This window comes from Micromonospora parastrephiae (genome assembly GCF_016802865.1).
GTDB lineage: Bacteria > Actinomycetota > Actinomycetes > Mycobacteriales > Micromonosporaceae > Micromonospora > Micromonospora parastrephiae.
On record NZ_JAEVHM010000004.1, the window covers coordinates 21,009 to 32,843 of the forward strand.

The window sequence follows — 11,835 nt, forward strand, 5'->3', positions numbered from 1 at the left end:
CCGTCACGGCTGCACGTCGAGCAGCCCCTCGTCGTACAGCGCCGTCCAGAGCTGATCCGGAACGTCGACGTCCGAGCGGCGCAGGGTCTCGGTCACCTGGGCCTCGTCGCGCATGCCGACCACGGTCGAGACCACGGCCGGATGTCGACGGACGAACGCCAACGCCGCCTGGGGCAGGGTGACGCCGTACCTCTGGCACACCCGCGCTATCCGCCGGGCCTGCTCGATCACCTCTGCCGGCGCCTGCTGATAGTCGTAGACGGCGTCGGACGGCGGTGTGTCCCGGGCCAGCAGCCCGGAGTTGTAGACCCCCGCGACCACCACACCGACGCGGCGGGCCCGCGCCGCGGGCAGCAGGTCGACCAACGCGCCCTGCTCCAGCAGGGTGAACCGGTTGGCGCACATCACCACGTCCACGTCGGTCTCCGCCACGAAGCGGGCCAGCATCGCGGACTGGTTCATGCCGGCCCCGATCGCGCCGATCACCCCCTGCTCACGTAGGTCCACCAACGCCGGCACCGCCTCGTGCGCGGCCTGCTCCCAGTGCTCGTCCGGGTCATGCAGATACACGATGTCGATCCGGTCCAGGCCGGTGCGCCGAAGGCTCGCCTCCAACGACCGGCGTACGCCGTCGCGGCTGAAGTCCCAGACCCGCCGGTGGTCGGCGGGCACCTCGAACCCTTCCGGATCCCGCAGATGCGCGGTGTCGGGCGACGGCACCAGCAGCCGACCGACCTTCGTCGACACCACGTACTCGTCGCGCGGGCGGGAGCGCAGCGCCGCCCCCAGGCGCCGCTCGGACAGGCCGAGCCCGTAGTGCGGCGCCGTGTCGAAGTACCGGATGCCGCCGTCCCACGCGGCGTCGACCGCGGCGGCGAAGTCCTCGTCCGACGTCACCCGGTAGAGGTTGCCGCCCTGCGAGGCACCGAAGCCCAGTGCGCTGAGGTGCGGCGGGCGGCCCGTCATCGGCCGAGCCAGCCGCCGTCGACGGCCAGGACGGTGCCGTGCACGTAGTCCGAGGCCGGGGCGGCCAGGAACACGATGGCGCCCGCGAGGTCGTCGGCGCTTCCCCAGCGACCGGCCGGGATCCGGGAGAGGATCGCCTCGTTGCGCTGGGGGTCGTCGCGCAACGCCTGGGTGTTGTCGGTGGCGACGTAGCCGGGCGCGATCGCGTTGACGTTCACCCCACGCCCCGCCCACTCGTTGGCCAGTGCCCGGGTCAGCCCGGCCAGTCCCGACTTGGCCGCCGCGTAGCCGGGGACGTTGACACCGCCCTGGAAGCTGAGCAACGAGGCCGTAAAAATAATCTTGCCGTGGCCCCGGTCGACCATCTGCCGACCGATCTCCCGGCTCAACACGAACTGGCTGGACAGATTCACCTCCAGCACCCGGTCCCACATCTCGTCGGGGTGCTCCACGGCAGGCGCGCGGGCGATCGTGCCGCCGTTGTTGACCAGGATGTCCACCGGGCCCGAAGCGGTGACCTCCTCGGCCAACCGGTACACCGCCGCGCGATCACCGAGGTCCGTTCGGATACCCACGAACCGGCGACCAGCCGCGCGTACCCGCCGCTCGACCTCGCTGCCGTGCGGTTCGAGCTGGGCGGAGACGCCGATGATGTCCGCACCGGCCCGCGCCAGCGCCTCCGCCATCGCCAAGCCGATCCCTCGCCGGGCGCCCGTCACCATGGCCGTCCGTCCCGACAGGTCGAACAGGTCACTCACCGGGCACCGTCCCGCCAGTCCAGCAGCACCTTCATCACACCGCCACCGCCCTCCAGGGCCGTGAACGCGTCGGTGACACCCGCCACGGGCATCACCCGCGAGATCAGCTCCTCGGCCGGAATGACGTCCGCGGCGACGAGCCGGATCGCCTCGACCACGTCCTCGCGCTGGTACAGCCGCGCGCCCAGCAACTCCAGCTCACGCCAGAAGAACCGGTGCAGGTTCACCGGACGCGGCTGCGGGTGGATCGCCACCATCACCAGCCGGCCCCGGGTGGTCAGCACATCGACCGCCGTGGCGACCCCGGCGGCGGAGCCGGACACCTCGAACGCGACGTCCGCGCCCGCGCCGTCGGTCCGGTCGTTCACCCACGCCACCACGTCGACCTCCCCCGGGTCGAGGGCCTCGATCCCGATGCGCCCGGCCACCGAGCGGCGGAAGGCATCCGGCTCCACCAGCACCACCCGGGCGCCGGCCTGCTTGGCGACCGCGGCGATCAGCACACCCACCGGGCCTCCGCCCACGACCACGACCTGCTCGCCGGCTGCCACCCGCCCGCGCCGTACGTCGTGGACGGCTACCGCCACCGGCTCGACGAGGGCGGCCCGGTCCAGTGCAAGGCCGTCGGGGAGCGCGAGCACCAGATCCGCCGGGACCGTCCACGACGACTGCATGGCGCCGGGCGAGTCGATGCCGAGGAAGTTCATGGCATGGCAGATGTGCGAGTCGCCGCGACGGCACGCCGCACACCGCCCGCAGGAACGGGTCGGCATGACGGTGACCGGCTGACCCACCGACCAGCCGCGTACTCCCGCACCCACCGCCGCGATCCGGCCGGACATCTCGTGGCCGAGCACCGCCGACGCGCCCACCCGGGCGTCCATGTCGCCGTGGAAGATGTGCAGGTCCGTACCGCAGATGCCGGTGTACGACACGGCGATCCGTACCTGCCCGGGGCCCGGGGGCTCGGGGGCGCGGTCCACGATCGCGAGATCGCGCGCGCCCCGGTAGACGACCGCCGTCACCGGTCCTCCCGTTCCGTGCCGGTGCTTCCGGTCATCGCCGCGACCAGGTCGTCGGTGGTGACCTCGTCGGCGCGCAGGCGGGCGGCCCGCCGCCCCAGGCGCAGCACCTCGACCCGGTCGGCGATCTCCAGCACCTGCGGCATGTTGTGACTCACCAGCACGACCGACATGCCGGCGTCGCGGGCCCGCCGGACGACGTCGAGCACCCGTCCGGTCTGCACGACTCCGAGCGCCGCGGTGGGCTCGTCGAGGATGACCACGTTGGTCGCCCAGATGATCGCCCGCGCCACCGCCACGCACTGCCGCTGCCCACCGGACAACATCGCGATCGGGGTGGTGACCCGGGGAATCCGCACACCCAGTTCGTCCAGGGCCGCCGCGGCACCCTGCCGCATGGCCCGCTTGTCGAGCAGACCGAGCCGGCCGAGCGGCCCGGAGCGCAGGATCTCCCGCCCCAGGTACAGGTTGGCCGCCACGCTGAGGTCGTCGGCGACGGCGAGATCCTGGTAGACGGTCTCCACTCCCGCACGCCGGGCATCGACCGGGGTCGAGAACTGGACGGGACGACCACCCACCCGGATCTCACCCTCGTCGGGCGGGTGCACTCCGGACAGCGTCTTGATCAGCGTGCTCTTTCCGGCGCCGTTGTCGCCGATCAGCGCGACGACCTCGCCCCGGTGGACCGTGAAGTCGGCGCCGCGCAGCGCCTCGACGTGCCCGAACCGCTTGACGATGCCGCGGGCTTCGAGGACCGGCGGTTCCTCGGCGGACGGCCGTTCGTCGACGTCGGCGATGGACGTTGGAGTCGTGCCCATCACTGCACCGGGGGGTTGGCGCAGCTGGGCTCGAGCACCGCCTTGATCTCCGCCGAGTCGATGTTCTCCTTGGTGACGAACGTGACGCCGGTGTCGGCCGACGCCAGTGGCGCCTTGTCCCGGAGGTGCTTGACCATCTTGTCGACGCCGAAGTAGCCCATCTTGAAGGGGTTCTGCACGACCAGCGCCGAGATCTGGCCGTTGCGCAGCCCGGCGACCTCGTCGGGAGCGGCGTCCCAACCGATGATGACCACCTTGCCGGACTTGCCCGCGGCCTGGATCGCCTGCGCGGCGCCGAGCACGCTCGGCTCGTTGGCCGCGAAGATGCCGGCGAGGTTGGGGTTGGCGGTGAGGATGTTCTCGGTGACGCGCCGTGCCTCGTTGACGTCACTGCGGCTGGGTTGCTGGCCGACCAGCTTCAGGTTGGGGAACTGGGCGAGGCCGGACTTGAAGCCGTCGACCCGCTCGGTGTTGGTCTGCGATCCGGGCTGGAACTCGACAAGCGCCACGTCGTGGTTGCCGGGGCCGAGTTCGGTGGCGAGCAGCTTCGCCGCCTCGACGGCCGACGCCCGGTTGTCGGTGGCGAACAGGGGCACGCCCGACGGCTGCGGGCTGGTGCCGGAGTCGATCATCGCGACCGGGATGTCGGCGCCGAGTGCCTGGTCGGTGGCCGGCGCCAACGCGCGCGAGTCGGTGGCCGCGTAGACGATGCCGTCGACCTTCTTGGTGACGAAGTTCTGGATCAGGTTGACCTGGCCCTCGACATCGGTCTCGGTCGTCACACCGTCCCACTGGACCGTGACGTTGCCCGCGCGCTGCGCGGCGCATTCGGCGCCCGCCTTCACGGTGTTCCAGTAGTCGGCCCCGACGGCCTTCGGCACCACGGCGAGCTTCAGCGGCCCGGCCGCGTCCTTGGTCGCGCCGTCCCCTCCGTCGCGGACCTCGACCCCGCCGCACGCGCTGAGCAGAGCGGTCGCGGCGGCGGCAGCCAGGACGGCTCGTGTGCGCAGGAGGCGGCCTCGCGCCGGCCGGCTGGTGGTGGTGTGTGCCATGGTGTGTGTCCTTCCTCGTTCGGACTCTCGAAATGGCATGTCAACCCCGTGATTCCAGCCGCCGGCGGCGGTACTGGTCGAAGTAGACGGCGGCCCAGATGATCAGGCCGACGATCACCTGCTGGTAGTGGATGCTGATGTCGAGCAGGACCGCGCCGTTGCGCACCAGGGCGATGAGGAACGCGCCGATGATGGTCCCGACGATCCGGCCCTGCCCGCCGAACAGGCTGGCGCCGCCGATGACCGCGGCGGCGATGACGTCGAGCTCCAGTGAGATGCCGTAGTTGGGCTGACCGGAGTTGACGCGGGAGGCGGCGATCATGCCACCGAGCCCGACCAGCACTCCGGCCAGCACGTACACCCCGGTCAGGTGCCGCCCCACCCGGATGCCCGAGCGGCGGGCCGCCTCCAGGTTGGAGCCCATCGCGTAGGTGTACTGACCGAAGCGGGTCTGGGAGAGCAGGAAGGCGACCCCGACGGCCACCAGGGCGGTGATCACCACGGCGAACGGGATGCCGAGGATCTCGCCGTTGCCCAGCAGTTGAAAGGAGCGGGGCAGGCCGTAGACGCCGACCGCGCCGGTGATGATGAAGACGAGGCCGCGGCCCACCGACATCGTCCCCAGCGTCGCGATGAACGGCGGAATCCGGGCCGCGGTGATCAGCAGTCCGTTCAGCAGCCCGGCCAGCGCGCCGACGCCGAGCGCGACCGCCGTCGCCGCCCAGAGCGGGAAGCCCAGGTCACGGACGACCATCGCGCCGACGACGCCGGCGAGGGCGGCGACCGACCCCACGGACAGGTCGATGCCCTTCGTGATGATGACCATCGTCTGCGCCGCGGCGATGATGGCGATCACCGCCGTCTGCGCGCCGATGTTGAACAGGTTGTCCGCCGTCAGGAAGTACGGACTGGCGAAGCTCAACGCGATGAACAGGACGACGAGCGCGGTGGCGGCGGTGAACTCCGAGACGGCGTGGGAGATCCGTTCCCGGAACCAGTCGCTGAGTTCGCCGCGCTGCGTGCCGGCGGTTGTCTCGACGGTACTCATCGTCGGACCTGACCTCCCCAACCGTGGCGCCGGACCCGACGGATCACCGCCGGCGAGCGGAGCACCTGTGAGAACCGAGCCTCCTCGGAAGGGAGTGCACGAGCAGGGCTCGCATCACCCGTCGAGATAGGTCGGATGTTTCCCTCGATCAGGCGTTACCATGCCATGCATTCACGTATGTTGCCAAGGTCTTACCGCCATGTTTTGCCATCGTTTTCCGAGCAATGACCCGCATACGTCTGACCAAACCGGCACAACCTGCAATGGCGCGGACGCGGCCGCCGCCACCGAGCAGCAACGAGCGATCCAGCGGGGATCCACACCGGAACGACCGTGCGGCGCGGGGACGTGACGAGCCGCGCGCGCCCGCCGCCACGGGCCGACCGTCGCCCCCGCCGGAGCATGTTATCGATACCACTCGATGTCTAGACGCGACGTCGAGGACACGCCGTCCGGTGTCCGTCAACCCGGAAGGCGGGACCCACCGGGGTCACGAGTCCGAGCGGCGCGGTCTCCCGACCCGTCGGGCCGGGAGATCCGCCGTGTCACGACGCCGGCAGCCGGTACGCGCGGCGGGCGGTCTGTCGCCAGATCGCCGCCCGCTCGTCGTCGCGGAGCGGGCCCAGCAGGTCGGCGAGGGCCTCGACCCACCGGAGGTACGAGCTGGCGAGCAGGCACACCGGCCAGTCCGAGCCGAACATCAGCCGGTCCGGTCCGAACACGTCGAGCGCGTGCTCGACGGCGGGCCGTAGATCGGCCGTCGTCCAGGACGTCGCGTCCACCTCGGTCACCAGGCCGGAGAGCTTCGCCACCGTGTTGGGCTCGGCGGCGAGCGCGCGCAGGTCGCGGGACCAGGCGCCGAGGTCGGCGTGCCCCAGCGCGGGCTTGCCGAGATGATCCAGGACGAACCGCGTCTGGGGCAGGTCCCGGACGAGCCGGGTGGCCGCCGGCAACTGATGGGCGCGTACCAGCAGGTCGAAGGCGAGGTCGGCGGCGCCCACCGCCGCGATGCCCCGCCGGACGTCCGGGCGGTCGAGGTACGTCGGGTCGGGTTCGGACTGGACGAGGTGGCGGATCCCGACCAGTCGCTGTCCGCCCCGGCCCGCCCGGAGTCGGTCGAGACGGTCGGCGACGTCGTCGGCGGTGAGGTCGACCCAGCCGACGACCCCGGCGATGAGGGGGTCGTCGGCCGCGATGCCCAACAACTCGGGCGTCTCCGTCCGGGCCGCGACGGACTGCACGACGACGGTCTGGGTGACTCCGGCGGCGCGCGCCACCGGGGCGAGGTCCACCGGGGTGAAGTCGGCATCGATCGCGGCCATGGTGCGCGGATCGATCCAGGGCTGCGGGTGCCGCGCCCGGACCCAGAGGTGGTGGTGCGCGTCGACGATGCCCGGTCGCTCGACCGGATCGTCGGGTGTCATCGGCCACGTCCTGCTGCGCTCACGTTCAACCCAGACCCCGCTCGCTCGGTGCTTCGGTCGACAGCTTCGACCATGTTAGCGATAACAGGCATCCCTTCAAGCATCATATCTTTTACATCGATATTGTTCGATGACTTCCGTGTCGTGACGGCGGCCCTGGCGAAGCTCGCCGTCCACATCACTCGTACCGATCCGGCGGTTCGCCGGGCGACCACCGTGATCGGCTCTGTCAGGAGGCTCGGGACGTGGAAATGGCCCCTGGACAGGCGCTGGCGGGCGGAGCGGTTGGCGTGACGGGCGCGGTGCTGCCGCTGTGCCGGTTCGCCGGCGGCTCGATCCCCGCCGCACCGTCGGATGCGCGCGCCGCCAGCGATCTGGAGCTTTGGTATGACGAATCGGCCCGGCCCCGGACGGCTGCGTGTTGTCGATCGGCAACGGCCGACTGCTCGCGGGGCCGGGTTGACCGCCCGAGGCGGCACCGATACCGTCGACCCACTATCTGCGGCGACGCGAGGGAAGCCGGTGAAAATCCGGCGCGGTCGCGCCACTGTGAGCGGTCCTCCAGCGTCAACGGAGGCCCGCGAGCCAGGACGCTCGGTCGTCCGCAGCCTTGCGATGGGGACGCGTCATCCCCGGGGAGGTTCGTGTACGCATGTCGAGTTCCACGTCCAGCCAGCCGTTGGTGCACCCCGCTGGCACCGCTCGTCTCCTGTGGATGGTTTTGACGACCGTCGCCGTGCTCGCCCTGCTGGCCTACCTCGTCGCCTTCGACCAGGGCGCCGTCTCGCGGAGCGGCACGTACCTGCACGAGCTGATGCACGATGGGCGGCACCTGCTGGGTGTTCCGTGCCACTGAACACCACCACCGCTCCCCCGTTCGTCACCGTTCTCGTCCGCGGCCTGCTCGCCGGGCTGGTAGCCGGCCTGCTCGCGGGGGCGTTCGCGTACGTCGCCGGCGAACCCCACGTCGAGGCGGCCATCGCGATCGAGGAGGCGGCGGCGCACACCGAGCCCGCGGCCGGCGTGCACCAGCACGAGGACGCCCCGGTCAGCCGAAACGGGCAGCGCGGCGGCCTGTTCCTGGCCACCGGCCTGTTCGGCGCCGCGATGGGTGGCCTGCTGGCCACCGCGTACGTCCTGCTGGCACGCCGGCGACGCACCTACGACGACGGTCGGTCGGGGCTGCTGCTGGCCGGCGCGGCGCTGCTCGGCGCGGTGATCGTGCCGTTCCTCAAGTATCCGGCGAACCCACCGGCGGTCGGCGACCCGGCGACCATCAACCAGCGCACGGTCACCTACCTGCTGATGGTTGTGCTCGGCCTGGTGGCGGTCTGGGCCGGCTCGTTGGGCTACCGGGCGGTCGGTGCCGAGGCACCGTGGTGGCTGCGCGTCGCCGCGGCCGTCGGCGGCTTCCTGCTGGTCACGGCGGTGTCCTACGTGGTGATGCCGTCCTTCCAGGAGGTTCCGGCCGACTTCCCCGCGACCCTGCTGTGGGACTTCCGGCTGGCCTCGCTCGGCACCCAGGTGGTGCTCTGGACCGGGATCGGCCTGCTGTTCGCGGCCCTGATGCAGCAGGGTCGCCGCCGGGCCGCGGGCGTGGCGCCGACCACGTGACTGCCACCAGCCTGCGGCTGGTCGCACACGGTCACACCACCGCCCTGCGGCGGGCCCGCTTCGGTGGGCAGGACGACGGCCTGGACGACGGCGGCCTGCGGGCCGCTCTCACCCTGGCCCCCGCCGTGCAGGATCGGCGAGGACACCTGGGTGCCACCGATGTCTGCGTGTCCAGTCCGGCTGCCGCGGCCATCCAGACCGCCGACGCGCTCGGGCTGGCGCCCAGCGTCGAGGCGGCGTTGGCCGACTGCGACTACGGCGACTGGACCGGGCGGTCACTCCAGGAGGTCGCCGCGGACGAGCCGCAGGCGCTGCACGAGTGGCTGTCCAGTCCGGACGCCGCGCCTCATAACGGCGAGTCCGTCGCCGCCGTGCGGGACCGGGTCGGTCACTGGTTGGACGGGCAGCGCGGACGCGGACGGCGGATCACCGCCGTCACCCACCCACTCGTCATCCGGGTCGCGGTCGTGCACGCCCTGGGGCTGCCGGTGGCGACGTACCGACAGGTCGACGTCGAGCCGTTGGCGATCGTCCGGCTCACCGGCCACGGCTCACGCTGGCAGCTACGACTGGCGGCACCGAGGGTGCCCACCTGATCGTCGGCCCCCTTGAGCAGGTACGGCGACCGGCCGTGGCCACCATCGCGGATGGCCACGGCCGGCGCCGGATGCGGGCAGCGGTCAGCGGTGGTCCTCGTGGTGCCGGTGGGGCAGGTGCAGCTCGACGGGCTCGGGCGGCAGGTCGTCGACACCGGCGGCAACAGCCTGCTCGTGGCGGCGGCGTGCCGAGGGCAGGGCGAGCGCGGCGAGGACGGCCAGGACGGCGACACCCGCGCAGACCCAGAAGCCGGCGGTGAACGCCTCGTCGGTGGGCAGACCCTGCGGGGTGCTGTGCGACGAGATGACGGCCGCGACGACCGCCGCGCCGATGCTGCTGCCGATGGTCCGTGCGATGGTGTTCACACCGCTGGCCTCACCGGTCTGCCCGGCCGGCACGCTCTCGATGATCGCGTTGGACATCGCCGCGAACGCCAGGCCGATACCGGCGCCGGTGAGCACCCCGGAGAGCAGCATCTGCCAGGCCGCGCCGTGGGCGAGGGCGGGCAGCACGAACGCGACGACGACCGCGACCGCGCCCAGGAACATCGGAAGCTTGGGACCGAAGCGACGGTCCAGCAGACCCGCGAGGGGCCCGAAGACCACCATCATCACCACGGTGGGCAGCAGGAACAGGCCCGCCTGGGACACCGACTTGCCGAACCCGTACCCGGTGGCGGAGGGGAGCTGGAGCAGGGTCGGAACGAGCACGAACGTCCCGAACATCGCGAAGCCGAGGATCAGGGCGACGAGATCCGTGGCCCAGACACCGCGGATCCAGATCAGGCGCATGTCGATGAGCGGCTCGCGTACCCGAAGCTCGACCAGGACGAACACGACCAGCGCGACCACGCCGAGCGCGAACAGGCCGATCGTCTTCGGTCCGGTCCAGCCCCAGCCCTGCCCCTTGCTCACGGCCAGCAGCAGGGAGACCAGCGACACCGACAGGATCGCGGCACCGAGCACGTCGAGCCGTCCGGGCGTGCGCACCCGCGACTCGGGCATTCCGAAGATGGTTCCGAGCAGCGCGACGACGACGAGGACCAGCGGCAGCCAGAACAGCCAGTGCCACGACAGGTGCTCCACGATCGGACCGGCCGCGACGATGCCGACGCCGGCGCCGACACCGAAGATCGCCGACAGCAGGCCGACGGTGACGCCGACCTTCTCCCGGGGTAGTTCGTCACGGACGATGCCGATCGACAGGGGCAGGATCGCTCCGGCGGCGCCCTGTAGCGCCCGCGCGACGATCAGCACGGTCAGGTTGGGAGCCAGTGCGGCGAGCAGGGTGCCCGCGGCGAGGGCGGCGAGGACGCCGATGAGGACCCGGCGTTTGCCGACCATGTCACCGAGACGGCCGAGGATGGGCGTGAGGACCGAGGCGGCCAACAGGTACGCCGTGAGCACCCAGCTGATGTCGCTGGTGGAGACGCTCAGATCCCTTCCGATGGTCGAGAGCGCGGGTGCCACCAGTGACTGGAGCACCGCGAACGCCAGGCCGCCGAACGACAGGTACAGCACCAGGAGGCTGCTGTTGGCGCGCGGGGCGGCGCTCGCCGTGGAGCCGACGCGGGCCGACTCCTGGAGGGTGTGGGTCATGAAGATCCCCGAGGCTAGATGTAAACGTTTGCTGACTTACTAGTATCCGCAGGCCGCGGGTTATGTCAACAGTTGTTTACGTCATGTCGGCGCGCAGCGGCGCTTGCGTTCAACCGTAAGTCAACATATGTTTACTTACGGACAGGCGGTGATTCACGGACGGATGCTGCGGGGAGCGATATACCTCAGAGGTATAGATATGACTCCCAGGTATATCGACCACGAGCGGCACCGCCGCGACCTTCCGGGGCACTCACCGCCAGCCCCGGAGCGAGAGAGGATGCGTCGTGGCAGCAGAACCGCCCGTCCCCGCGACCGGTAACGCCGCAGCACGGGAGGACGAGCCGGCCCGCCGTCGGCGCAGGGACGCGGGCGAGACCCGGCATCTCCTGCTCGACGCCGCTCGCCGACGCTTCGCCCGGGACGGGTACGCGGCCACCACGGTCCGTGACATCGCCGACGACGCGGGCGTCAACGTCGCGCTCATCAGCCGCTACTTCTCGTCGAAGGAAGGGCTGTTCGAAGCGTGCCTGCGGGCGGCGGGCGACGAGCTGCGCCGAACGACCGGCCAGACACCCGCCGACCAGGTGCCCGAGGCCATCGCCCGGCACATCGCCGACCTCGGCACGGCCGGGCTGTCGAGCCAACTGGCGCTGCTGCTGCGCTCGTCCGGTGACGCCGGCGCCGACGACATCCGCCGTGGCGTTCTGCACCGCGCCAGCGAACAACTGGCATCGGCCCGTGGGTGGCGCCCGGACGAACCGGGCAGCGACCAGATCCTCCTGCGCGCCCAGATGGCGGTCGCCGCCGGCATCGGAGTCGCGGTGCTGCGGTCGTCGATCCGGCTGGAACCGCTGAGTTCCGCCACCGAACAGGACCTGGTCGAGCCGTTGCGCGGCCTGGTCAACGCGCTGCTGCCCCCACACTGAGCGGCTGCC

General features: G+C 71.3%; 12 protein-coding genes and 1 riboswitch. Of the genes, 4 read left to right on the forward strand and 8 right to left on the reverse strand.

The window, feature by feature from the left end; all coding sequences use genetic code 11:
• Positions 1-3: 3 nt before the first annotated feature.
• The 7 genes from JNW91_RS02165 to JNW91_RS02195 form a co-directional block, all read right to left on the reverse strand.
• Positions 4-966 carry an aldo/keto reductase gene (locus tag JNW91_RS02165; RefSeq protein WP_203173268.1) on the reverse strand — a complete coding sequence of 321 codons (963 nt, stop codon included), beginning with the start codon at positions 964-966 and terminating at the stop codon, positions 4-6.
• Positions 963-1,724 (reverse strand): SDR family oxidoreductase, encoded by a 762-nt coding sequence (locus JNW91_RS02170; protein WP_309244191.1) that lies wholly within the window; start codon positions 1,722-1,724, stop codon positions 963-965. The genes JNW91_RS02165 and JNW91_RS02170 overlap by 4 nt, the downstream gene beginning before the upstream one ends.
• Positions 1,721-2,749: a zinc-dependent alcohol dehydrogenase gene (locus JNW91_RS02175; protein ID WP_203173269.1), complete on the reverse strand. Its 1,029-nt coding sequence runs from the start codon at positions 2,747-2,749 to the stop codon at positions 1,721-1,723. The genes JNW91_RS02170 and JNW91_RS02175 overlap by 4 nt, the downstream gene beginning before the upstream one ends.
• Positions 2,746-3,564 (reverse strand): ATP-binding cassette domain-containing protein, encoded by an 819-nt coding sequence (locus JNW91_RS02180; protein ID WP_238424213.1) that lies wholly within the window; start codon positions 3,562-3,564, stop codon positions 2,746-2,748. Before JNW91_RS02180 ends, JNW91_RS02175 begins: the two co-directional genes overlap by 4 nt.
• On the reverse strand, positions 3,564-4,616 hold the full coding sequence (locus JNW91_RS02185; RefSeq protein WP_203173270.1) for an ABC transporter substrate-binding protein: 1,053 nt from the start codon (positions 4,614-4,616) through the stop codon (positions 3,564-3,566). Before JNW91_RS02185 ends, JNW91_RS02180 begins: the two co-directional genes overlap by 1 nt.
• Before the next feature lie 40 nt (positions 4,617-4,656).
• The gene (locus JNW91_RS02190) at positions 4,657-5,664 is read right to left on the reverse strand and encodes an ABC transporter permease (RefSeq protein WP_203173271.1); all 1,008 of its coding nucleotides are present in this window, start codon (positions 5,662-5,664) and stop codon (positions 4,657-4,659) included.
• Between the two features lie 545 nt (positions 5,665-6,209).
• Positions 6,210-7,088 (reverse strand): amidohydrolase family protein, encoded by an 879-nt coding sequence (locus JNW91_RS02195; protein WP_203173272.1) that lies wholly within the window; start codon positions 7,086-7,088, stop codon positions 6,210-6,212.
• A 471-nt stretch (positions 7,089-7,559) separates the two neighbouring features.
• Positions 7,560-7,705, forward strand: a riboswitch (cobalamin riboswitch).
• A gap of 98 nt (positions 7,706-7,803) precedes the next feature.
• Here JNW91_RS02195 and JNW91_RS02200 point away from each other — a divergent pair.
• From JNW91_RS02200 to JNW91_RS02210, 3 genes are read left to right on the forward strand one after another with little or no spacing between them, the layout of a single operon-like run.
• Positions 7,804-7,944: a CbtB domain-containing protein gene (locus JNW91_RS02200; RefSeq protein ID WP_238424214.1), complete on the forward strand. Its 141-nt coding sequence runs from the start codon at positions 7,804-7,806 to the stop codon at positions 7,942-7,944.
• Entirely contained in the window at positions 7,935-8,702 is a 768-nt protein-coding gene (locus JNW91_RS02205; RefSeq protein ID WP_203173274.1) for a CbtA family protein, read from the forward strand. Before JNW91_RS02200 ends, JNW91_RS02205 begins: the two co-directional genes overlap by 10 nt.
• A complete protein-coding gene (locus tag JNW91_RS02210; RefSeq protein WP_203173275.1) occupies positions 8,699-9,298 on the forward strand; it encodes a histidine phosphatase family protein in 600 nt (199 codons plus the stop codon). Before JNW91_RS02205 ends, JNW91_RS02210 begins: the two co-directional genes overlap by 4 nt.
• Positions 9,299-9,382: 84 nt before the next feature.
• Here JNW91_RS02210 and JNW91_RS02215 read toward each other — a convergent pair whose 3' ends face one another.
• Positions 9,383-10,897, reverse strand: coding sequence for an MFS transporter (locus JNW91_RS02215; RefSeq protein WP_203173276.1), 1,515 nt, complete (start codon positions 10,895-10,897; stop codon positions 9,383-9,385).
• Positions 10,898-11,184: 287 nt separating this feature from the next.
• On the opposite strand from JNW91_RS02215, the gene JNW91_RS33000 reads away from it, so the two are divergent.
• Positions 11,185-11,826: a TetR family transcriptional regulator gene (locus JNW91_RS33000; protein WP_309244192.1), complete on the forward strand. Its 642-nt coding sequence runs from the start codon at positions 11,185-11,187 to the stop codon at positions 11,824-11,826.
• The last annotated feature ends 9 nt before the right edge of the window (positions 11,827-11,835 follow it).

Coding starts and splice junctions, on each gene's coding strand:
- JNW91_RS02185 (WP_203173270.1), bottom strand. CDS start 4,616: ATGGCACACACCACCACCAGCCGGCCGGCGCGAGGCCGCCTCCTGCGC.
- JNW91_RS02190 (WP_203173271.1), bottom strand. CDS start 5,664: ATGAGTACCGTCGAGACAACCGCCGGCACGCAGCGCGGCGAACTCAGC.
- JNW91_RS02215 (WP_203173276.1), bottom strand. CDS start 10,897: ATGACCCACACCCTCCAGGAGTCGGCCCGCGTCGGCTCCACGGCGAGC.
- JNW91_RS02165 (WP_203173268.1), bottom strand. CDS start 966: ATGACGGGCCGCCCGCCGCACCTCAGCGCACTGGGCTTCGGTGCCTCG.
- JNW91_RS02180 (WP_238424213.1), bottom strand. CDS start 3,564: ATGGGCACGACTCCAACGTCCATCGCCGACGTCGACGAACGGCCGTCC.
- JNW91_RS02200 (WP_238424214.1), top strand. CDS start 7,804: ATGGTTTTGACGACCGTCGCCGTGCTCGCCCTGCTGGCCTACCTCGTC.
- JNW91_RS02195 (WP_203173272.1), bottom strand. CDS start 7,088: ATGACACCCGACGATCCGGTCGAGCGACCGGGCATCGTCGACGCGCAC.